The sequence below is a fragment of the Micromonospora sp. NPDC000663 genome (assembly GCF_042898105.1).
Taxonomy (GTDB): domain Bacteria; phylum Actinomycetota; class Actinomycetes; order Mycobacteriales; family Micromonosporaceae; genus Micromonospora.
In genome coordinates this window covers 1,344,302-1,365,571 of the sequence record NZ_JBIAYR010000001.1, presented here as the reverse complement: position 1 = coordinate 1,365,571, position 21,270 = coordinate 1,344,302, and the positions used below count along the sequence as shown (strand labels likewise).

At 67.7% G+C, this 21,270-nt stretch carries 22 protein-coding genes, 1 tRNA gene and 3 pseudogenes; 10 read left to right on the top strand and 16 right to left on the bottom strand.

Annotation, left to right across the window (positions count from 1 at the left end; all coding sequences use genetic code 11):
- Window positions 1-52: 52 nt before the first annotated feature.
- Window positions 53-637 carry a TetR/AcrR family transcriptional regulator gene (locus ACFY1S_RS06520; protein ID WP_387113429.1) on the bottom strand — a complete coding sequence of 195 codons (585 nt, stop codon included), beginning with the start codon at window positions 635-637 and terminating at the stop codon, window positions 53-55.
- Complete coding sequence (locus tag ACFY1S_RS06515; RefSeq protein WP_387113427.1) at window positions 634-1,599, bottom strand: SDR family NAD(P)-dependent oxidoreductase; 966 nt, start codon at window positions 1,597-1,599, stop codon at window positions 634-636. Before ACFY1S_RS06515 ends, ACFY1S_RS06520 begins: the two co-directional genes overlap by 4 nt.
- A 102-nt stretch (window positions 1,600-1,701) precedes the next feature.
- On the opposite strand from ACFY1S_RS06515, the gene ACFY1S_RS06510 reads away from it, so the two are divergent.
- The gene (locus tag ACFY1S_RS06510; RefSeq protein WP_387113425.1) at window positions 1,702-2,022 is read left to right on the top strand and encodes a hypothetical protein; all 321 of its coding nucleotides are present in this window, start codon (window positions 1,702-1,704) and stop codon (window positions 2,020-2,022) included.
- Window positions 2,023-2,116: 94 nt separating this feature from the next.
- Here ACFY1S_RS06510 and ACFY1S_RS06505 read toward each other — a convergent pair whose 3' ends face one another.
- Complete coding sequence (locus ACFY1S_RS06505; RefSeq protein WP_387113423.1) at window positions 2,117-3,148, bottom strand: aminoglycoside phosphotransferase; 1,032 nt, start codon at window positions 3,146-3,148, stop codon at window positions 2,117-2,119.
- A 312-nt stretch (window positions 3,149-3,460) separates the two neighbouring features.
- Here ACFY1S_RS06505 and ACFY1S_RS06500 point away from each other — a divergent pair, with 312 nt between their 5' ends.
- From ACFY1S_RS06500 to ACFY1S_RS06475, 6 genes and pseudogenes are all read left to right on the top strand, one after another.
- Window positions 3,461-3,853 carry a YbaB/EbfC family nucleoid-associated protein gene (locus ACFY1S_RS06500; RefSeq protein WP_387113421.1) on the top strand — a complete coding sequence of 131 codons (393 nt, stop codon included), beginning with the start codon at window positions 3,461-3,463 and terminating at the stop codon, window positions 3,851-3,853.
- Window positions 3,853-4,167, top strand: coding sequence for a hypothetical protein (locus ACFY1S_RS06495; protein ID WP_387113420.1), 315 nt, complete (start codon window positions 3,853-3,855; stop codon window positions 4,165-4,167). Before ACFY1S_RS06500 ends, ACFY1S_RS06495 begins: the two co-directional genes overlap by 1 nt.
- 19 nt (window positions 4,168-4,186) lie before the next feature.
- Window positions 4,187-4,912, top strand: a complete 726-nt coding sequence (locus ACFY1S_RS06490; protein WP_387113418.1) for a WXG100 family type VII secretion target — start codon at window positions 4,187-4,189, stop codon at window positions 4,910-4,912.
- A gap of 10 nt (window positions 4,913-4,922) precedes the next feature.
- Complete coding sequence (locus tag ACFY1S_RS06485) at window positions 4,923-5,543, top strand: EndoU domain-containing protein (RefSeq protein ID WP_387113416.1); 621 nt, start codon at window positions 4,923-4,925, stop codon at window positions 5,541-5,543.
- A gap of 22 nt (window positions 5,544-5,565) precedes the next feature.
- Window positions 5,566-5,823 (top strand): hypothetical protein, encoded by a 258-nt coding sequence (locus ACFY1S_RS06480; protein ID WP_387113414.1) that lies wholly within the window; start codon window positions 5,566-5,568, stop codon window positions 5,821-5,823.
- A gap of 182 nt (window positions 5,824-6,005) precedes the next feature.
- Window positions 6,006-6,134 (top strand): annotated as a pseudogene (locus ACFY1S_RS06475) (DNA-binding protein); the annotation flags it as partial.
- Between the two features lie 629 nt (window positions 6,135-6,763).
- Here the strand turns inward: ACFY1S_RS06475 and ACFY1S_RS06470 are convergent.
- Window positions 6,764-7,852: a glycosyltransferase family 4 protein gene (locus tag ACFY1S_RS06470; protein ID WP_387113412.1), complete on the bottom strand. Its 1,089-nt coding sequence runs from the start codon at window positions 7,850-7,852 to the stop codon at window positions 6,764-6,766.
- Window positions 7,853-8,274: 422 nt separating this feature from the next.
- Here ACFY1S_RS06470 and ctaD point away from each other — a divergent pair, with 422 nt between their 5' ends.
- On the top strand, window positions 8,275-10,245 hold the full coding sequence (gene ctaD, locus ACFY1S_RS06465) for a cytochrome c oxidase subunit I (protein WP_387113410.1): 1,971 nt from the start codon (window positions 8,275-8,277) through the stop codon (window positions 10,243-10,245).
- Window positions 10,246-10,469: 224 nt separating this feature from the next.
- Here ctaD and ACFY1S_RS06460 read toward each other — a convergent pair whose 3' ends face one another.
- Window positions 10,470-11,105, bottom strand: coding sequence for a hypothetical protein (locus ACFY1S_RS06460; RefSeq protein WP_387113408.1), 636 nt, complete (start codon window positions 11,103-11,105; stop codon window positions 10,470-10,472).
- Entirely contained in the window at window positions 10,990-11,442 is a 453-nt protein-coding gene (locus ACFY1S_RS06455) for an FUSC family protein (RefSeq protein ID WP_387114353.1), read from the bottom strand. Before ACFY1S_RS06455 ends, ACFY1S_RS06460 begins: the two co-directional genes overlap by 116 nt.
- On the opposite strand from ACFY1S_RS06455, the gene ACFY1S_RS06450 reads away from it, so the two are divergent.
- Window positions 11,327-11,563, top strand: a complete 237-nt coding sequence (locus tag ACFY1S_RS06450; protein ID WP_387114409.1) for a hypothetical protein — start codon at window positions 11,327-11,329, stop codon at window positions 11,561-11,563. The two genes, ACFY1S_RS06455 and ACFY1S_RS06450, sit on opposite strands and share 116 nt — an antisense overlap.
- A 379-nt stretch (window positions 11,564-11,942) precedes the next feature.
- On the opposite strand, the gene ACFY1S_RS06445 is transcribed toward ACFY1S_RS06450, so the two are convergent.
- The 5 genes and pseudogenes from ACFY1S_RS06445 to ACFY1S_RS06425 form a co-directional block, all read right to left on the bottom strand.
- Window positions 11,943-12,125 (bottom strand): hypothetical protein, encoded by a 183-nt coding sequence (locus ACFY1S_RS06445; RefSeq protein ID WP_387114406.1) that lies wholly within the window; start codon window positions 12,123-12,125, stop codon window positions 11,943-11,945.
- A 61-nt stretch (window positions 12,126-12,186) separates the two neighbouring features.
- A pseudogene (locus ACFY1S_RS06440) lies at window positions 12,187-12,324 on the bottom strand (manganese catalase family protein); the annotation flags it as partial.
- Between the two features lie 108 nt (window positions 12,325-12,432).
- Window positions 12,433-13,448: pseudogene (locus ACFY1S_RS06435) on the bottom strand (hypothetical protein).
- Between the two features lie 25 nt (window positions 13,449-13,473).
- Complete coding sequence (locus ACFY1S_RS06430; protein ID WP_387113406.1) at window positions 13,474-14,016, bottom strand: alpha-ketoglutarate-dependent dioxygenase AlkB; 543 nt, start codon at window positions 14,014-14,016, stop codon at window positions 13,474-13,476.
- A gap of 717 nt (window positions 14,017-14,733) precedes the next feature.
- A complete protein-coding gene (locus ACFY1S_RS06425; protein ID WP_387113404.1) occupies window positions 14,734-14,976 on the bottom strand; it encodes a hypothetical protein in 243 nt (80 codons plus the stop codon).
- Window positions 14,977-15,916: 940 nt separating this feature from the next.
- Here ACFY1S_RS06425 and hflX point away from each other — a divergent pair.
- The gene (hflX, locus tag ACFY1S_RS06420) at window positions 15,917-17,065 is read left to right on the top strand and encodes a GTPase HflX (protein WP_387113402.1); all 1,149 of its coding nucleotides are present in this window, start codon (window positions 15,917-15,919) and stop codon (window positions 17,063-17,065) included.
- Window positions 17,066-17,422: 357 nt separating this feature from the next.
- On the opposite strand, the gene ACFY1S_RS06415 is transcribed toward hflX, so the two are convergent.
- The 5 genes from ACFY1S_RS06415 to ACFY1S_RS06395 all read right to left on the bottom strand — a co-directional run bounded on the left by ACFY1S_RS06415 (window position 17,423) and on the right by ACFY1S_RS06395 (window position 21,182).
- The gene (locus ACFY1S_RS06415) at window positions 17,423-17,614 is read right to left on the bottom strand and encodes a hypothetical protein (protein WP_387113400.1); all 192 of its coding nucleotides are present in this window, start codon (window positions 17,612-17,614) and stop codon (window positions 17,423-17,425) included.
- 214 nt (window positions 17,615-17,828) lie between these two features.
- Window positions 17,829-18,230: a VOC family protein gene (locus tag ACFY1S_RS06410; RefSeq protein ID WP_387113398.1), complete on the bottom strand. Its 402-nt coding sequence runs from the start codon at window positions 18,228-18,230 to the stop codon at window positions 17,829-17,831.
- Window positions 18,194-19,942, bottom strand: a complete 1,749-nt coding sequence (locus tag ACFY1S_RS06405; protein WP_387113396.1) for a hypothetical protein — start codon at window positions 19,940-19,942, stop codon at window positions 18,194-18,196. Before ACFY1S_RS06405 ends, ACFY1S_RS06410 begins: the two co-directional genes overlap by 37 nt.
- 560 nt (window positions 19,943-20,502) lie before the next feature.
- Window positions 20,503-20,574 (bottom strand) — tRNA-Val (locus tag ACFY1S_RS06400).
- 50 nt (window positions 20,575-20,624) lie between these two features.
- Complete coding sequence (locus ACFY1S_RS06395) at window positions 20,625-21,182, bottom strand: TIGR02611 family protein (RefSeq protein ID WP_387113394.1); 558 nt, start codon at window positions 21,180-21,182, stop codon at window positions 20,625-20,627.
- Window positions 21,183-21,270: the final 88 nt, after the last annotated feature.

The following is a 21,270-nucleotide window of genomic DNA, read 5'->3' as shown; positions in this document are numbered from 1 at the left end:
CGGGTGTCCGCCATCGAGAACACCGGCACCTCGGTGGCAGCCATATGCTCAGTCACTCCTTCGAGCTGTGTCGGCTGTTCGCCAGCAGACGGACCAGGATCTGCATGCCCGTGCCGACCTCCGTCCAGCCGGTCCGGGACCGCAGCCGGCCGCTGGCATCGGCGCCCATCAGCCCGTGTGCGGTCGCGAAGATGAGAATGGCGAGGTTGTCGCTGGGTGCGGCGGGCAGAGCACCGGCCGCCTGACTGTCCTCGACGATGGCGGCGAAGACACCAAGTGCCTCGTCCGCAGCGGTTGTCAGCGCGCCGCCGCGCGCGGCGATCGCGGGACTGTTGAACAGCAGCCGATAACGCGCGGGATGGTCCTGGCCGAAGCGGATCACAGCGTCGAGCGCGCCGAGCAGACGCTCGTTTGGCTCCTGTTCGGACGTCCGGATGCGCCGCCAAGCCTCGGCCAGCGACCTGAAATCCATGGTCGCGACCGCCGCCAGCAGGTCATCGCGGCTGGCGAAGTGTTTGTAGGGGGCATTGTGGGACACACCAGTCGCGGCGCCGACCCCGCGGAGGGTGACGGCGGCGTCCCCACCCTCGTCGAGCAGTTCGGCCGCGGCCGCGACAAGTCGTTCGGCGGTGTTCATCGCAGAAGTATCGGCTCCTCGTCGGCGGCCAGCCCGACGAGGTGCTTGGTGTCATCCCACAGCTTCGCCGCGCGCCGCTCGTCGTAGGAGAGCTGCGCCGATCGCACCGCCGACAACTTCCCGTCGTTGGCCTGGAAATACTTGCCGGATACGTCGGCGTAATCCGGGCTCGTGAGCAGCGCCGCCAGCGAGGCACCCGAGAATTCGGCGTCGGAGGTGACGGCGCCGATGCGCTTCATGACCCACTTCATGGCGGCGCTGGCGGAGATCCACCGGACCGGCTTGGGCATGCCGCGTAGGAATCCGGTTTCGGGGACGGATCCCGGGTCGAAGGCGATCGAGGATATGGAGCTGCCGGCCGTACGCAGCCGGCGGTCCAGCTCGTAGGCGTACATCACCGTGCACAGCTTCGAGGTTGAGTAGCGCTTTCCCGCCGAGAGCGCCTGCAGGCCGCCCTTGCCGTTACCGGCCAGCGCGACGGCGTCCGGCTCGACGACGGCGCCAACCAGTCGCCCGTCCGTGGAATCCGGATCATGGGTGCTGCTGGAGGTGTACACCACCCGGCCGTGCTCGGACAGGTACGGCAGCGCAAGCTGCACGAGTAGGAAGTGCCCGAGGCAGTTCGTCGCGAAAGTCCTCTCGTACCCGTCGGAGCTAGGGGAGACCTCGCCGTCGAAGCGGCCTCCCGCATTGCAGGCGATCGCGTCGAGCGAGGCGACCTCACCTGAGCCGAGCATGTCGCGCAGCCGCACAGCGGCCGCCCGAACCGACGCCAGGGAGGACAGGTCAAGCGCCAGCGAGGTCACCCCCACCCCATACTCGGCACGCAACTCGCCGGCGACCTGGCCCATCCGGTCCGGGCTACGCCCGGCCAGAACCAGATCAATTTTCTTGCCGGCGAGCGCCTGAGCAGCGGCAAGACCGATTCCTGAGTGCCCACCCGTGATCAAAACCGTAGACATGGTCACATCCCTTCAGGTTGACAATGTCAACCTACGCCCACAGGTTGACGCCGTCAACCTGTGTCGGGTTACTCTCGTGAACACGAGCAGGGGGTCCAAGGGGTGCGACAGCAGGCCGTGCGCCGTCTCTGGTACATCCTCGCCAGACTGCTGGCGGGACTCGGCAGTCAGGTCGCCGTCCTGTGGGCGGCTGTCCTGATCGGAAAGAGCCAGGCACTGGAGCCGCTGCGTAACCGCGGGCCGGGCAGCGTCGGCGACATCATCCTCGTACTGGTCCTCGTCCTGGCGCTCAACGCGCTCCTCGCCGGTGCGCTGGCAGTGATCCTCGGGCGGCATCGGCGATGCCTGGCCACCGCTCTGCCGGTGCTCGGCGTCAGCACTCTGCTGGCAGTTGCCGTCATCGCGGTCTCCCTAATGACGTGACACGACCAAGCTAGATATCTACCGCGCCATGACGATCGCGACGGCGTTCCTGACGCTGCTTGAAGGGCACCCCCAACATGGGTACGACCTCACCTCAAGCGCTTTCGGCCCATTGAGCGACCTTCTCGAAAATGGGTGCCCGTCCGGCGAACCGCTCCGCCACGTCTCGACTGTCATAGCTGTAGCCGTTGTTGTTGGCCGCCTGGCCCGCCGAGGCGATCATCCGCGGCGCGAGCCAGAAGAACCTCGCCGCGCCGGTCACCCGGATCGCACGGCGCACCACGTCGGGTTCGACAACCCCACGCATTCCGAGTACGTACGATTCCGTCACCGTCTCGAGCACCTCGTCCAGCAGTTTTCCGTCCATCAACCCCTCGAAGAACGAGTCCAGCGCCATGTTCGCCACGTCTCCGCCGATCGCCCCAGGACCGACGAACGTCCAGTCCAGCAGCACCGGGCCGCGCTCGGCACCGATCAGGTTCATCGCCCACAGGTCGTGGTGACACATCGTCTGCGGCAGTGCCCGCGCCGCCGCGAGCACCTCGAAACGCCGGTCCCACAGCCGCCGCAGCCCGGCCCGCAGCCGCCGCGACCAGGCCGAGGCCACCACCGGATGGTCCCAGTCGACGTCGTCCGGGACTGGCTGCGCCAGGGTGGCGTCGGCGAGGAAGTCCCGGGGCAGCCAGGCCGCGCCCAGCGGCGCGCGGTCCACCCATGCGGCCTGGGCGACGCCTAGTCGGTAGGCGATATCACCCAGTTCGGCCGGCCCGAACGACGCGCCCGACGTCCCGCGCACGTCCTCCAGCCACATGACCACCGAACCGTCCGCTCGCTCCTGCACCGCCAGGCAATCCGGCGCGAACAAGTCGCCCTCGGCGAACAGCGAGGCAGGAACACCGGCCTCGTAGGCGCAGGGCTCCCGCCGCCAGTAATTGAAGTGCCCGGGATCCGGGCTCGCCGCCATGTGCGCGACCGCGCCGTCCCGTCGTGGCGTCGCGACTTTCAGAACCGCCGGACCGTCGTCGCGGCACACCCGCCACACTCCGCCGGTGGTCTCGTTCGCCGAACCGTACTCCAGTTCTTCAGCGACCCACCCGTCTTCGGCGAGATCGATCGGAAGCGTCATGATCTGAACCTACGAGACCACCACCGCAAGATACAGAGCCGCCAGCCCGCGAACTTCGCGAGGCAGGCGCGTGTCGATCGGTCGGCCGTATGAGGTCCAGGTACGCATAGAACCCGCCCGGCACGAACCGTCGACCCGACTCCTTGACCGCCGCCAGGTCGAGCAGTTCCAAAGAAGACGATCATCAACATCCACGTCGCCGAGATCCAGATTGATCGGATCACGCCGCATTCGCTCGGCAACCTGGTGTGGCGGGCCGTGGCTACACTGACGCCTCTAATGCCCCTGCTCGGCAACGGAAACGGAGGCGCGATGGCTAATCCGCTGTTGGACGCCGAGGATGCGCGGAAACGCCTGGTGGCTTGGCAGGCCAATGCCGTGCGCCGGGCCGCCGACACGCAGGCCGCCGCTGCCGGCTTGGGCGCACTGCGGGTCTCGGCCAGCGACGCCCACGGAATCGTCGAGGTCACCGTCGACTCCACGGGGGCGATGGCCGACGTTCGGCTCTCCGCGCGGGTGCAGCGCGTGAGCCTGGAGCAGACGCAGCAGGCGATCATGGGCGCCTATCGCAACGCGCGGGTCAAGCTCGCCGAGGCCGCCGCCGAGGTCGTGCGAGAGACGGTCGGCGCCGACTCGGCGACCGGCCGGGCCCTGCTGGCCGGATTCCGGACCGCCGACAGCGAGGACGAAGAGGGGCGTTACTGATGTACGGAGGGTTCGAGGTCGACGTCGAGGCCCTGCGCGCCCACGCCACGGCCATGTTGGCCATTCACGATCGCTTCGCCGCCGTCAAGGCAGCGAGCGCCACCATCTTCCAGGCCGACGATGCCTACGGGCAGCTCTGCCAGTTCTTACCGCCCATCCTGGAGGGACGCCACCGGGACCAGGACAAGGGCGTGGGGATGCTCGCCGAGAACATCGAGCTGCTCGCCGCGGGAATCAAGAAAACCGCCGACGCCTACCAGCGGGCCGAGGAGTCGACCACCGACGGCTTCAACTCCTTCCACTCCGCGACCTGAGCCGGCCCGGCGTCCTCTCATGAGCAACCCACTGGTCGCCACGACCTCCGACATCCCTTCGACCAGCGCCGCGCACCGCGACGGCTGGACCGGCCTGCCGCTCGCCGACGACTACATGGGCATCAAGGACGCCATCGACTCCGGCAGCTGGATCGACGGCTCAATCGCCGGCTTGGGCGCCGCTCTCGACGGGGCGGCCATCGCCATCGACCCGTTCAGCACGCTCCTGTCGATGGGCATCGAGTGGGCCATCGAGCAGGTCGAGCCACTGAAGCAGGCCCTCGACTGGCTCGCCGGTGATCCCGAGACCATCGAGACGCACGCCATGACCTGGGACAACATGGCCAATGAGCTGTTCTCCATCGCCGAGGACCTCAAGGCGCGGCTGGTCGGCGACCTCGACGGATGGCAGGGCGCCGCCGCCGACGCCTACCGCGACATCCTGACCATCAACATCGACGTCGCCGGGATCTTCGCGGGCACGGCCGCCGGCATGGGTGCCGCGACCCGTGGCGCGGGAATCCTGGTGCAGACGGTGCGGGAGGTCGTGCGTGCCTTCGTCGCCGACTGCATCGCCAAGGTCGTGGTGTGGCTGGCCGAGGTGGTCTTCTCTCTCGGCTTCGCCACACCGCTGGTCGCCTCCCAGCTCGCAATCGCCGTCGTCCGCTGGACCGGCCGCATCTTCGGCTGGCTGATGGGCCTGATCACCAGCCTCTCCGCCCTCCGCGCACTCCTCGACGTCTAGGCGGCCCTCGATGCGACAACTCATGGCGGCTCTGCGGACCACCGCCGTCCTGGTGGTCCTGTTCGCTGTGGCGGGCCTCCACAAGCACCCCTCAGGCCCCACCCCGCCGCACGGCGGTGACGGCTCCAAGCGTCCCAAGTTCAACCCCGGAATGATGCCCAAGCGCGTGGGACCAGCCCAGCAGCACGGCATCAAGCGCGCCCAGGAGGGCCACCCGAAGGACGCCGACACATCCGAGCCCGAGGCACCCAAGAGGACCAACCCCTGGGACGACCCCGACTTCGCCGACGCCAGGTACGACATGCACCGCTTCGGTGAGATGGGCGACGGGGCGCTGGACAAGATCTGGGACGGCGACGGCATGGGCAGTGGCAACCACAAGCCCTCGTCCACCGAGCCCGGCAAGACGCTCTTCCCGCCCGGCACCACCAAGGAGCAGGTCGAGGGCTGGTTCAAGAGCATTGCCGCCAACCCCGACAGCCGCCCGCAGGCGCGTCCCCACGGCGACGGCTGGGTCGTCAGCGGCACCCGCGACGGCGTCACCTGCGTCGTTACCCTGGACAAGGACGGTAGCATCGCCGGCGGCTTCCCCGTCAGCGGCGAGGGCGTCACCACCAACCCGCCGGCCTAGCAACCGAACCCACGGGAGACCCATGGAAGTCATCGATTTCTACCGGCTCAGCCGCCGGATCACCGACCAGCTCGCACCCAGGATCAGCCCGAATTACCGGTCGATCGTCCTGACCGCCGGAGGCGCCGGGGCCTGGGACCTGGCGATCCCTACGCTCGTCGGCGCCCTGTCGGAGGAGGACGTTGTGATCACCACGGCGGAGAAGGACGCGCTGCGGGAGCTCATGGAGTTCCGCCGGGAACCTCTGACGTACCTGGAGCAGATCCGAACCTCGGCCTGACGGCCGAAGCGTAGATCAGGCCCCTCGAACCCTGTGTCGTGGCGACCGGCGGGCGTCCCAGACCACCTCGCGCGCCTCATCGACGCCTGCTGGCACCTCGGACGGCCCACGGGCACCGACACCGCCGCAAGTCAGCGACGCGAGAGCAGACGCAACGGTCGGGAAGAACTCGCCCACGAAGCCTGGCTCACCGGGGCCGCCGCACGAACCACGACCTCCGCCCCCGCTGGTACTCTCCCGCCGAGGTCGCCGTCCTGCTCGGCTTCGACATCGCCAAGGTCAAGATGAAGATCGCTACCGGCGAGCTGCGCGGCACCGGCGGGCGGCGGCCCTGGCGGGTCCACGAGAAAATGCCCGCGATAGCGTCGCCCAACCGACCAGAAGTTGGCGTGCAAAAGGTAAGTTCTGATGCGGGCTTCTTGTAGTCGAGGCCTGCGGTGATGCTGCGTATCTCACCGTTGGGCATGGGTTGCTGGGTCTACTCGTAGCCGTCGTTGTCGCTGATCTCCCGAGCGGGCCTGTGGTGGGGATGATCAGAAGCGCCGCGAGTACCCCCGCCTTAGCGGCTATCCGCCGCCAGCGCCATGCCGTCCCTTGGCGGATGCGATCCAATCTCGCATCTATGTTCCTCCTTGTCACGTACCCTCCTCAGTCGCGGCTAACCGATCCCACTGCGCCGGGCAGGTCCTCCTCGGATCGCCTCGGCACAGGGCTTGTCAACGGAGCGCTCAAGCCGGGCTGCGGTATCGGGCGCCAATAGAGAAGCCCGCCTCTGTCCCGTCTTCTCGGCGATGGCATCCAGCATTTGGACGTAACGTCTGCCGCCGCGTCACCGAGGTCGTTACCGAGCCGGATCCCCCACGGTCACCACGAAGACCATGCCCGCTACACCCATGCGCCGTTACACACCCTCGACCGACGCTGATCCGGACTGGCTCGCTTATGTCCGACCCGGCGCGGCGTTCGCGAGGAACCGCCGGTAGACCTCCTCGTAGCTGTATGCCATCCGGGTGGTCGAGAAGTTCTCCGCCACGTGCGCCACACAGTCCGCCGGATCGAGCCGCTCCACGGCGCGCAGCGCGTCCGGCAGCTCCTCGAAGCGTTCGCAGACCAGCCCGGTCACCCCGGACCGGACCAACTCCGGCACCGCGCCTCGGGCGAGCGCGACCACCGGCGTACCCGTTGCCATCGCCTCCACCATGACCATGCCGAACGGCTCATCCCACCGAATGGGCATGATCAGGCACCGGGCCTCCACCAGCATCCGCAGGGTGGCCTCCCGGTCGGCGTTGAGAACGACGTCAACGTCCTCGCCGAGCATCGGCTCAATGACCTCGTGGTAGTACTGGCGTTCGGCCGGCTCGTTGCACTTGCCCGCGAGCAGCAGCGGCAACCCGGCAGCCCGACAGGCGCGAATCGCCATGTCCGGGCCCTTGTCAGGACTGAACCGGGCCAACCACAACACCGGTCCGGCGCCGGGTTCGGCCTTGTACGGGATAAGCCGGGGGTCCAACGCGTTGTGCACCGTCGCGGCCCACGGCAGCCCCGGGTTCAGCCGACGCTGGCCGTGCGAGATGGCAACCAGGCCGACCCCCCGGTCGGTGTCGCTAAGTACGTCGCCGTGCTCGCCCACCGGGTTGCCGTGCACAGTGGCCACCGTCGGCACGGCCCGGCGCCCTGCGACCAGAGGACCGACCACGGTGTGATCGTGAATGAGATCGAAGTCCGTCGCCCTGATCAGGTGATTCACCCGGGCCAGATGAGCCAGCTCCGGCAGCGACTCGCCGAGCCGTGCGAACTGCAGGTCGGGTGCGGTGGAGACGAACCTGGGGGCCGCGGTGCCGTGCCGGTCGCCCGTGCCGAACAGGGTCACCGCGTGACCGTGCAGCACGACGGCGTCCACCAACCCGGCGACGACCTGCTCCACCCCGCCGTAGCCCGGCGGCGGCACCGGCAACCAGGGCGGGAGGACCATCGCGATGCGTAGGGGACGATCACAGGTGAGGGCGGCTGCTTGGTGAACATCCATGAGTCCTCCGATTGGTTACCGGTACCCGCGGTCGCCGCCTGCCTTCCCGACAGACAGCACCGCTAACCGGCCGTCCCCGTGACCGATCAATGCCTCATAGCTGTGCTTGGCTGTTGGGCCACAGCGCTACCAAGCGACGTGCGATTCGCACCTTCCGCAGCCCTCAGATCCAAGCTGATCTACCTGCGCCTGGGCGGCCTCGGCGCCCGCCCGGCACTGAGCGATCACCGGTCTCGCGCTTGAGGTCGATGACTGAGCGGGGATTTAAGACGGGGTGCCGTTCGACGCCTGAATCCGATCGCTACGCGCCCCGGCCGCGCGTGGTTCCGAGCAGGTGCAATTACGAGATAAGCGCCTTTCGGTGCGCTTCGGCCCGTTTACGATCGCTGAGCGTCCTACGGATCCAGGTCTTGGAGTGAGCCATGCCGAAGTCAGCGAGCACCGAGCCTGGCCATCGTCAGGCAGCGATCCTGGCTCCGGCGACGTTCGGGGGCTACCCCGGGCCGGTCAGACGGGCGGTGCCCGGCAACACGCTGCTCAGGCTGCTCGCCACGACCGACGCCAAGCAGATCGGCCTGCTCTACCTGGTCTCGTCGTTCTTCTTTTTCATCGCCGCAGGCATCGAGGCGCTGCTCATGCGCGGCGAGTTGGCCCGCCCGGGGATGCAGTTCCTCTCCCAGGAGCAGTACAACCAGCTGTTCACCTCGCACGGCACGATCATGATGTTCCTGTTCGCCACACCGCTCGCCTTCGCATTCGGGAACTACCTCGTGCCCCTGCAGATCGGCGCACCTGACGTCGCCTTCCCCAGGCTGAACGCGTTGGCCTACTGGCTGTACCTGTTCGGCGGCCTGATGGTGCTCGGCTCCTTCATCAGCCCGGCAGGCGCCGCAGACTTCGGATGGACGGCCTATCCGCCGCTGAGTCAGGTGGAACACACACCGGGGGTGGGCGGCAACCTCTGGGTCATCGGTTTGGTGCTCTCGGGCGTCGGCACCATCCTCGGGTCAGTCAACCTGATCACCACCACCCTGACCCTGCGCGCCCCCGGAATGACGATGTGGCGAATGCCGCTGTTCACCTGGGCCATGTTCATCACCGCACTGATGGCCATCGTGGTATTCCCGTTGCTGTCGGCAACGCTACTCGCCCTGCTGTCCGACCGCGTGCTCGACAGCCACGTCTACGACGCCGCCAACGGTGGTCCGCTGCTCTACCAACACCTGTTCTGGTACTTCGGCCATCCCGAGGTCTACATCGTGGCGCTGCCGTTCTTCGGCATCATCAGCGAGGTGCTGCCGGTCTTTGCGCGAAAGCCACTGTTCGGCTACAAGGGCATGGTCCTCGCACTGTGGGTGATCTTCTTCTACTCGCTGAACGTGTGGGCCCACCACATGTTCGCCACCGGCCAGGTCCTCCTGCCCTTCTTCTCGGCGACCACCTTCATCATCGCCGTCCCCACCGGGGTGAAATTCTTCAACTGGATCGGCACCATGTGGAAGGGACAACTGACTTTCGAGACCCCGATGCTGTTCGCCATCGGGTTCCTCGTCACCTTCCTCTTCGGCGGCCTGACCGGCGTACTGCTGGCCAGCCCACCTGTCGACTTCCACGTGCACGACAGCTACTTCGTCGTCGGGCACTTCCACTACGTCCTGTTTGGCACCATCGTCTTCGCCGCGTTCTCCGGCGTGTACTTCTGGTTCCCGAAGATGACTGGCCGACTGCTCGACGAACGAATCGGCAAGGTCCACTTCTGGACCATGTTCGTCGGGTTCCACACCACCTTCCTGGTCCACCACTGGCTGGGCAACCGCGGAATGCCCCGCCGCTACGCCGACTACCTCCCACAGGACGGCTTCACCACCCTGCACACCATCTCCACCATCGGATCCTTCGTGCTCGGTGCGTCCACCCTGTTCTTCATCTACAACGTCTGGAAATCCTGGCGTTTTGGCGCCGCCGTCTCCGTCGACGATCCCTGGGGGTACGGAAACTCCTTGGAATGGGCGACAACCTGCCCGCCGCCGCTACGCAACTTCGACCGCATGCCCCGGATCCGCTCCGAACGCCCCGCCTTCGACGCCAAGTACGGCACCCTGGTCGCCGACCTCGGCCGCGACCTGCCGCAACGCGCCGCCAAACCCCCACAGAGCATCGGCGAGGAGCTGCACCGCGAGAAAAACGTACCGCCGTCCCCGGGTGTTGCGGGTGCCCAACAGACTCCACAATCCGGCGCCCGGCCCATCGAGGTACCCGAGCCGGAACAGACCCGTCGCCCAAGCTTCGAGCGGACCACCGAAGCCGACGAAAACCCACTGGACTCCCAACGGGGAGAGGAAGCCCCGCCGCAGTGGCGCCATCCCGGACAGGAGGACGACGAGAATAGGTGAGGGGGTCGGTCGGCGCTGGCCGCCGGCTCCCCATCGACCAGCATCCCGTCCGCCATGTCGCGTTGCAGCGCATCGAACGTCGTTTCCTCACGAGCGGCCCCGGTCAGGCATCGGCATACGAAAAGGATGCTGTGCAGCGGCATTCCGCGGAGAGGCCGCTCCCTGTCGAGCAGCAGGGCACAGCCACCACCTGTGCCGCTAGTGGCATCGTCACCTCTGCGATCTCAGGCGCTCTCGCCGTAACGTTCCCGAGTCTGCCGATTGGCCGTTTCCGGATCGAGACCGCTGGCGCGGAGCAGGTCACTCGCCGTAACCCGCGTCTGGGTGACCAGTGCTTGACTGAACCGGCCGCTGGCAACGTCGCCGGCCATGCGGGCGCCGTGCATGGCCGCAAGGGCTGTCGCCCGCGCCCGCTGCGGATCGCGACCGGACACGCGTTCCGCCCGGAGCTGCTCGTTGGCGTCGGCGAGTTGCCGGAGTGTCGTGCTCAGCTCAGACGGAACAGCTTCGTCGTACTGCAAGGCGGTCGCGGAGGTCCGCGCCAGATCCTGTGCGTCGCCGATCAACCGTGGGGCATGCTCAGCGAAGTGGGCGAACTGTTCCACGTCCTGTCGCCTGAGCCATCTCGCCGGTGCCAGACTCACCACCTCCTTCGCTCCGTCGAGCGCCTGCGACAATCGGGCGAGGTCGGGTCCCGCTTCCTGCAGACGCTGCAGGGACGTGGTCGCCTGCTCAGCGTCACCCTCATCCAGCGCGGTCGCGATGGTGCGTAGTTCCGCGCTGGTCAACTGGACGACCGGCGTGGCCGCCCGGTTCAGAACGCGCATCGGGTTGACCGGGAACAGGAGCGTGACCACCACCAGCCCCACCACCCCACCGATGAGGGCATCCAGGATCCTGGGCCACTCGAGGTCGGGATCCACCGGCGACAGCGTCGCGCATCACCACCGCCGAAGCACCCGCATGTGCCACGACCGCGCCGCTGCCACCGGAAAGGATCAACGCGAACGCGATCGCGACACCCACCGCCAAACCAACCTGCACCGGCCCCGGACCGACGGTATAGAGCAGAGCATCCCCGATGAGGATTCCGATCACCACGCCGATCAGCGTCTGGGCGGTTCGTCGGACCCGCTGGCCGATTGCCGCGACGATCGTCCCGACCGCCGCGGACGGAGCGAAAACCGGCGCGGGGATGCCCAACACGTCGTGCCCGATGAACCAGGACAACGCCGCCGCCAGCGCCGCCTGCACCGAGATCACCAGGATGACGTGCGTCAGGCGCAGCCGCACCCGCCACTCCCGACGCCCACTCTGACGAACCCGCTCCGCTACCCGCCGCACCCGGGCCGCCACGGCGTCAACATCGGAGGACGAATCAGGCGCACGTTCCTGAGCAGCATCCATGCGGGTGACTACCCAAAGCAGCGACCAACAAATCAGCCACGGGTGAGGTGCGGTCAACATCTGCGGTTGGGCAGCACGTGGAGGCGGGCAGGGAGCACGCCACGACGGCGACGCCGCCGAACCGCATCACCGGCCCACCCCCACGGGCGTGGGGAGGTCGAGCAACGGCGGCCGCTTCCTTTCCTCTCCGGCCTTGCACGGCGGCTTCCGTGCCCGGCCGTAAGCCCCGTCGTCTGGTATCTGTCGCCTGACCTGGGATGTCGAGTGCGGCCGCGCTCCGGCGACCGCTATCAGTCAAGGGCGTCCTTTATCTTGCGGACGACGTTGGTGACCCCTTGGGCGTGGGCGCCGCCGGCGTCTCCGGGCAGGCCCGGTCCTTGCGAGCCGTCGTAGGTGACGAACAGCTTCGGGTCCGGCGGCGGAGGCAGGGGGATGTCGTCGGTCAGCGCGACCGGCTCGGGCAGGCAGTCCAAGTTGCGGGTTCATGCCGCCGATGACTGCGGCGAGCACGGGGTTGACAGCCACGGCCTTCTCGGTCGTCTCTGCGGGGGCGCCTTCGAGCAGGCGGGCGAGCATCTCGACGTGATCGATCTCCTCGGTCCCGATGTCCATGATCATGTCCTTGTACTTGCCAGGCACCCGGCAGGTCCACCCCTGCCACAGGTACTGCATCATCACGGTCATCTCCCCGAACTGCCCGCCGGGTCGGGCACCGAACTCGTCCAAGATCACTGCACGCGTGAACCAATCCTCACACGCCGACGCCATGGTCAGCGGACGTCATCGGCCGGGCGACGGAGCCTGCCGGCACAGCCGGCGGTACTCGGCGGTCACCACGGCGAGCAGGAAGAGGTCCACCGCGAGCGCGGAGAGCGCCCCGAACTGGTTGACGGTGAAACTGGATCTGCCCGAACAGCAGGTTCACCAGCGCGAGCTTGAAAAGCCGGAAGGCCCGCACCCGGTCGCGAGGCATCGACGCCCCCGGATGCTGAGCACCACGGTGATCAGCGCCCAGGCCGAGATCCTCAGCACCGCACGCCATTCCCGCTGGTCGTCGAGCTGGCCGGTGACCGCGTCCAGAAAGGCGTCCCCCACGACCGCGAACGGCTCGCCGACCAGATAGAGCACCAGCAGCGCCACCACCCACCGGTGGGTTGTCACCCAGACCACGGCCTGGCGGGCCCACCTGAGCCACGGCTGCCAGAACCGGGAGCCGGGTTGCTCGCGCCGAGGCACCACGTCGAGCAGCCGGGCCACCCCCTCCTCGACGCCCGGACCGCACCCCACCGACCAGCCGGGCGAGGCGGCGCGACGATCCTCGGTGAGACCGGCGGATCCCACCAACCACCCCGTACAGGGCGTTCGCCGTACGCTCTGGGCCGGAGAGCCGGGCCCGCCGCCGAGAGAGCCGGGGTGATCACCACCAGCAGGGCGAAGGCGTCATAGATGATGCTGGCGGCCGGCGCGTAGAAGTAGTCGGTCCCGGCGGTGACGAACTTGCCCACCTCGTCGATGAACAGCCCGAACCCGATCCCGCCCAGAACCTCGCCCAGGCTCCGCGCCGTGCTACCGAGGAAGACCAGCGCGGCCCCCAGGCCGGCGGTCATCAGGACACCACCCCAGAGCACGTGCGCGAGGTGCAGCCCACCGCCGCCGAGTCGCGGATAGTTGGCCGCCTGGAGAAAGGCGCGGATGACCAGCACCGTGAGCACGCCGGAGAGGACGAACGCCTGCAGGTACGACGGCGCCTCCAGCATCCGGAGCGGCCTCGACCAGCGGGACGGACGGGCGGGCATGGCCTGACGCTAGCGGGGCTGTCCGTCACCCCGGGCCGGTTCCGCCGGACTTGGGAAGGCCGCCGGCCTCGGCACCACTGCCTCTGCCTGCCCCCCGGCGAACTTGCCGGAAGGTGACCGAGTACCGCAGCTCCGGCACCGGCGGGATACTGTGCTGCCAGCTGGAGCGGGCGGCCCCGGACAGCACGTACGCCGACCGTGGCGTCAGCCTTATCTCGTACACTCGGCGTTTCTCGGCCGTGCCGCGTTGAAAGCGCATCACACAGGCGGAGCCCAGCGACAGGCCGACCACGGTCGGCCCGAAAACCGGCGCGTCCCGGTGCCAACCGATGACCGAGCCGGGTGGATAGCGGGTGACCAGGGCCTCGACGAAGCTCGTCTCTGCCACCCCGGCAAGGTCGGCGCACCGCCGCCGCACCTCCTGCAGTGCGACTGGCATCGGTTCGGCTTCGGTGAGCTGGAACGATCCGAAGTCGTAGTCGACGCCGAAGGACCGCACCGTGCGGCGGGCGGTCTGGCCGTGCATCCGGATCTCGCGGAAGTCGAGCGCCGCCACCGTGGCCAGCAACGACCGTTCCTCGTCGCTGCTGACCACGTCCGGCTGATAGGTCAGACCGGCGGGTCGCTCATGGATACCCCGCATCCGTCCCATCGGCCGCGCCCCCCGGTGATGTGCCTGCATGATTGCGACTGCTGGCCGTTCCCATCGTCGCAATCCGCACGACCGGACAGGCGGGATTCGACCCATTGGGTCGGCACCTGGCGACGATCGGGCGGGCGGCCTGATCGCCGTTGTTCCGCACCCGATCCCAGGCCACCAAGAGGAACGCGGGGTCGATCACGGAGTCGGTCAGGTCATCGAACACGTCGGGGCGCTGCACTACGCGCTGCCGCCCGGACCGGCCGGGTGGGAGCGTTACCTGCGGCACGCGATCCTGCTGGTCCTGATCGCTGACAGTGCCAGCCGCGTTGGCTGGCCTCGTAGCGATTGTCGAGCCGTTTGATCATCAACCCTTCGATACCCGGCGGCGGTGCCGGTGTGTACCCACTCCGTGGCCTGTCCAACGTCGGTGCTCTGCGGTGACAGGGTGAGCTGTGCTGCGACGTTGGCGAGCAGTGATGTCAGCAGGGCGCGCCGTTCGGCGAGAGGCTTGTCCAGCAGGGGTATGCCGGACGGAGCCTGAGCAAGGTAGAAGACCACGTATTGAGCGGGTGGCGACTCGGTCCGCGTGAGCGGCGTCTCCGCAATCCCGTCGCTATCTGAGCCTGCGGAGACGCCGGCGGTTCAGCTGTTTTGCGGGCTGGTGTTGTCCGTGCCGCCGAGGCGGGCCAGGAACTCGTGGCACTTGTGGGCACGCGCGGAGTCCTCCGCCATGACCTGCTCGAAGAACGACGCGATCTCGTCTTGGCCGGCGTTCTTGGCGTCGCGGACGTATTGCCCGTAGTCGTGTCCCGCTTTGAGTGAGTGGTACTGCACGGAGATGAGGTCGAACGTAACGTCGTCGAAGCCGGTTTCTCCGGTAGCCATGTGCTCTCCTTCCAATCACGGGCCGCGTACGCACGCGTCGTCCGCTAGTCCTACCCACGCGGAAGTGGTGCACTCCCGAAAACCTCATGACATGGCTGGGGCGCACTCCAACACCCGCAGTCATGACGGCCCCAGGGTCTGCTGAAGGCGGCGCTCGCTGAGCCCTTGCCCTTGTCACCGCGCGGCTCCTCGTCGCGGCCTTCATGTGCTGCGCCAGAGTCACCTGGGTCTCGTACAGGTGGGCGTTGGTCATGGCGACGGCCGCGTACTCGGCGAAGGTCTCGGCGAGGGTCACCGCCTTGTCGCGGAAGGCCTCGGGTCGGGTGGCGTAGATGTTGAGCGCTCCTGTGACGTACTCGTGCATGGGCACGATCGACAGGGAGAAACGCACGCCGGCGGTCACGTCTGACAAACCCAGATCGGCAAGCGACTCTCCGCCGCCATGTCGAGCACATGCACGGTGACGGTGGTCGCGCGGCCAGGCGGCGGGGTCCGTCGCCCTGTGCGTACTGCGTTTCGTCGAGGGTGAGGGTGAGGGCGCCGGTGAACCCCGCAGTGTGGCCGCCGCCGGCCCCGACCAGGGTGACGGAGACCTGGTCAGCACCTGGAACGGTCTGGGTGGCGAGACCGGCCACCGGGACAGGACACCAGAAGGCGTCCGGGCATGCGGATCGCTGCAGGGCCCAGAGAGCCCACGAACCGCGCCGACTCTTGACGCCGTACCGCCGACGTCATCGAACCGTCGGCCACAAGGGCTGGGAGCATATAGCTCCGTCGGGCACGGCTCTCCGAGGACCGCCGGGGACCTGGTGCCCGGCGCCACCAAGGGCTTCCGTAGCCATCGCGGGGCAGCCGACCAGCCGGGCTGGGAGCGGGTGGCTGGCATGGTCGCTTCCGCCGGGGGTAGGTGACACGCACCCGAGACGAGGTGAGGGGGACCATGGCCGGATCGTGGTTGCTGGGGCCGGACACCGGTGGCCAGGGCGAGCGTCCGACAGCGGTGCTGGTGGCGGTACGCGACGACGGTGCGGCGGATAGCGGCCCGGGCTCGCAGACCTCGCTGACCGAGCTGCGCCGGCTCGCCGTCACCGACGGCCTGACCGTCGCCGACGAGGTGGTGCAGAGCCGGCCAAACCCTGACCCGGCGACCTACGTCGGCTCCGGCAAGGTCGACGAACTGGCCGCGCGCGCCGAGAGCGCACACGCCGACCTGGTGATCGCCGACGGCGAGCTGACCCCCGGTCAGGTACGCAACCTGGAGGAACGCGTCGGCGTACGGGTGGTCGACCGCACTGCCCTGATCCTCGACATCTTCGCCGAGCACGCCCGGACCAGCGAGGGTCGCGTACAGGTGGAACTGGCGCAGATCGCCTACCAGTTGCCCCGTCTGCGCGGCGGGGGCCGCTCCATGTCCCGCGTCGGCGGCGGCCGCACGGCCGGCGGCGCCGGCATGGGTGTCCGGGGTCCCGGTGAGATGCGGCTGGAAACCCAGCGCCGCACCCTGCGCCAGCGCGCAACCCGACTACGCCGCAACGCCTCCGAACTCGCCCGACGGCGCGAGCGCACCCGCAGCCGCCGCGCCCGTAACCAGGTGCCCTCGGTGTCGATCACCGGCTACACCAACGCCGGCAAATCGGCTCTGCTCAACCGGCTGACCGGCGCCGACGCCCAGGTCCAGGACGTGCTGTTCGCGACCCTGGACCCGACAGTCCGCCGGATCAGCACCGACGATGTGACCTACACCGTCACCGACACAGTGGGTTTCGTCCGACACCTGCCCCACCAACTCGTCGACGCGTTCCGCTCGACACTGGAGGAGGTCACCCGCAGCGACCTCGCACTGCACGTGGTCGACGCGTCCGCCCCCGACGCGCTGGACCAGATCACCACCGTGCACGGCGTGCTGCACGAGATCGGCGCGCGCGACGTTCCCGAGCTCCTGGTCCTCAACAAGATCGACGTGGCGCCGCCGGAGTGGGTGGACGCGCTCTGCCGGGTCCACCCGGACGCCATCGCGGTCTCCGCCCGCACCGGCGCCGGCATCGACTACCTCCGCGCCGAGCTCGCCCGACGGGTACGCCTGCACTGACCCGGCCCGCCCTCGGTTCCAACTACTGACCGTCTCCCTGACCAAGATCTCTTTTGTTGCGCAGCCACGCGACTGATGAAGAGGTCCCAGTCTGAAGGGCCTGGTCACGGCGTTGCCGCGGGATTGATGTCTCAGATGACGAATCGGGCGGACGGCCCGCTTTCGTATCGCTTGGCCAGCCCTCGTTCTCGATTGAGGCGGTTGATGCCGCACTCGACGGCGGGGCGCGGCGGCGAACTGCGGGCTGTCGCGGTGTCCCGCGGTGAGTAGCATCGACAGCGGTTTCCCGGCCTGCTCGCAGGCCAAATGCAGCTTGGTAGTCGGCGCGGATAGCAGCTAGATCAGTGCGCCGACCGCCTAGGCCTCCGGATCGATCGTCTTGTGCAACCACAGACGGACGCCGCCCAAGGCGCAGGTCACACCGGCGAGAACGATGGCCGTCTCCATCACGCCGGAAATGTCCTCCCGGAACGGGAAGGCGTGCGAGACGCCCAAGGCCAGAAACGCGACCAGAAACAGGACGATGGCGGCAACGCGCTGCGGGGTCATGGACGTTATCGAACCACGTCACACCAACCCCTCCCGCGTACGGACCGAGGTGTGTCGTTGCGCGACACACTCTCGGCTACGGGCGGACGCTCAGCCCGCCTGTCTGCCTTCACCAGGTGCCACGTGGTGGTGAGCCGGCGCGCACGGACGGCGGCATGTGCGGATGCTCGCTGACAGCCGCCAAGGGTCTGATCATCTTCGGAGCCAGTCAGGGCTACGAGGGTTCGCTGTAGGTGATCAGCTCCAGCAGGGAACCGTCCGGATCCCGGAAGTAGACACTCACGCCACGCCCACCTCCACCGCTGCGGATAACCGGCCCTGCCTCTACCTCGACACGATGGTGTTGAAGATGAGCGATCGCGTCCTCGGTGGTGCCGGGCCAAACGAAGCACAGGTCGCTGCCGCCAGGCGGCACGGGCGGCCGTGCCACCAGCTTGCCGACATCTAGGCCCGGCCCGTGGACGTTGAGCTGTTGATCGCCGAACCGGTAGGCCACACGACCGTCGGGATGGTCGACCACGTCGGCACCCAGGACGTCCCGATAGAAGGTCGTCGAGCGTTCCCAGTTGCTGACCGCGATCACGCAATGGTCGAGCCTGATCTTCGCGTTAGCCATGCCCGGACCTTACGTGTGCGCGGGTGAACGGACGCCAGCATCCACAACTCGGCATGAGCGGACGCCGCCCTACTGCCTGTGGGTGCCACGCTGACGCCTTCGGATCCGCCAAAGAGGTCACCACAGAGGATGCGCTGGTCGCGGTACCGGCGCGAGAATGCCCGCTTCACCAGGTCGCGAGCGACCTGCGCGCCGAGCCACAGCGCCGCGGCGGCATGAGGAACGGTATTGAGCGGAGTGAGCCGGTGCCTGCCGGTGAGCGCGAACTGATCGTCAAGTTCAACGCGGATCGAGTTCAGCCTCTTACCGTCGATGGCGTCGCGGTCGTCTTCAAACTCCCAGTTCAGGTTGAATCCGTGCCGACGGCACTTGAGCTCCGCTCCGCTCACCAGCTCATCGAACCAGCCGGGCTGACAAACCAGCACGAGCACGTACACCTCAGGGCGGAGGGTGAGTAGCGGCACCGAGATGCCGGTATACCTGATCTCGACCGGCGGTCGTTCCCCCAAAGGCCCGGGCTGAGTGGCGTTAAGCAGATGCTGAATCGGCCAGATGCCGCCCAGTGCATCGCGAAGGTCCCGGCTGTCATAGGCCAACTCGTCGTACCCGAACAGCTCCTCGGCGAACTCGCGAAGGAAGGCTCGTTCCACGGAGTACTCCGAGCGCTCACTGCCGTACCGGGAGCTGGTCGGCGCGAGAATTCCGGAGGGAAAGACATGCTGGAAGCCCGGATGCGTCTTGACGTCCCCGGATCTCCGGCCCAACAGCGCGCTGTACCCCTGCTTCTCCTTCACGATCATCACTGCCGCCACCGACAAGGCGGCCGCCCGGTGGGCACCGTTGAAGAGCTCGCTTCCGCCAGCCTGTTCTCGCAGCCAGGCACGTCGCGGGAAGTCGCTCAACGACCACACGGCATCCGGTCGGCGACTTACGACGTTGATGAACTCGCGCTCGAGCATTTCCGAGGTGGCCACCGACTGAAAGTAGGTGCCGTAGCGAGCATGAATGCGGACCCTGCCCGGCCCGTGGCGCTCGATCTTGTCGAGCGCGAACGTCTCCGCGTTGAACCGCCGAACTTCGTCGCGCCGCCAGTAGGTCCGGCGGAACTCCGCCCTGCCGCGGTCGTCGAACCCACGACCTTCCGCATCATATCGACGCCTATCAGGCCGGCAGTGATCGGTGATGTTGCCAATCGCCGAGTCGAGGTCGCCTCTGAGCTTGGGCGCCGCGATCTCGGCCCAGATCGGGAAGGTGACGCCGCCCAGCGACACCAACGGGGTTTCCGGGTACAGCCTCCGCAGTGTTCCTTCCCAGCCGGCTGCGTGAAAGACCTCCCTCACGCGGCTGTCTGATATCGAGTGCCGCTTGCTTTCCAACTCAGCCAGCGTCCGCAACGGCCACGGGCCAGACTGGTGAGGCGCGGTACGCCCATGGAGCTCTTGATGTGGCACATCACAAGTACAGCCATCGGACCGGCGCCCTGCGGAGACTTCAGCGATCGTCATTGGAACTGCGGCCGACCCAGCGCGGCGAGAACGCGCTTCCACAATCGCCACCACCACAAGCAGTAACAGGAAGACGCCCAGCACCACGAGCAGCCACCGCCCACCGGGCACATCGACCCGGTTGGTGACCACATTGCCGGCCAGCCCGAGCAACGCGGTCGCAACTGCTCCAACCACCCGCGCCGTTCCATCCAGTTCCCTGAGCATGCGATCCGCAGGCCAACCGTCGACAGAAAGGACGACGGCTCCCCCACCTCCCGCAACAGTGGCCAGGCCCAACCGCGTCACCCTCAAGCGGGCAAGCGACGACGCCCCACAATTCGGCCGCCTGGAGAGTCACAGAGCGCCGACGGCGACGACGGACTCAACAAGCGGTGTAGCGGCGAAGCTCGGGATACTGGGAAGGACACGCGCAAGTAGCTGTCGGCTCTTCGCCTCCATAGGCGGACCGCTGGCCAACGTCCGGGCGTTCCACTCGGGCGGGCCCTATACGCCATCGCGGCCTCGCCAGGGAATCAGCAGCAACGTTGCAGCGCCACCATCCGCCCACCCCAAGACGACCCGCTGCGGGTAACCCCAGAGGCCGCCGGCCTGACTCACCAGCCCGAGGAGAGCCAGCGTCACGCCTGCCCGATCATCGCGGCGACCGCAGCACAACCGGGCTACGTGCCGCTGCTCCCAATCTGCTCCCAATGTAAGCGGCACATACGGCGAAGCCCGTTACCGACTCATTCGGTAACGGGCTTCTGACCTGCACAAACTGAGAGTGGGCGATGCTGGTATCGAACCAGCGACCTCTTCGGTGTGAACGAAGCGCTCTCCCACTGAGCTAATCGCCCTCAGCACCGTTGACTCTACCCGATCGTGGATCCGGACCGGAAATCCGGGGTCAGTGCGTCGCGATGTAGTGCATGGCTTCGGCGACGACGTCGATGCCGAGGCTGTACTTGAGGGACAGCCAGACGACGGTGCCCACGAAGATCAGCCCGACGGCGCCGAGCACGGCTCGCACCGGCAGCGACTGTCGGGTCACCCATCGCGTCCATGCGTGGACGTGTCGGCGGGTGAAGCCGAGCAGGCGGCGGGCCCAGTGGAATTCGACTGCCCAGATGCCGAGCCCGGCGATGACCAGCAGCCAGCCCGGCCCGGGTAGCGGGATGAGGGCGATGCCGATGGTCACGACGAGCGCCCCGGCGATCGCGATGAAGATTTTGAGGGTGATTCGGCCGGTGGGGTTGGCCCGGATGAGGTCGAGGGTGGTCGAGATCCGCTGCCGCCAGTGGGGGCGCTGCGGCGGCTTCCCGGCGACGAGGACGCCACCGGAACGGCTGTCGCCGGACGTCGTCCGTCCGGGTTGCCCTGGCTGCTCCTTCGGCACTGCGTACCCCCGCTTTTCGGCTGCTTGGACCGCGACGTTCGGCGGGCCGGACGCCGCTGGCTCATCCACTGAGGATCGTTTCGCGACCATTTCACCCCCCAGTGTCGCCCGGGCCCGTCACTGCAACGCCCGACTGGACGTTACCGGAGTAAGTCGA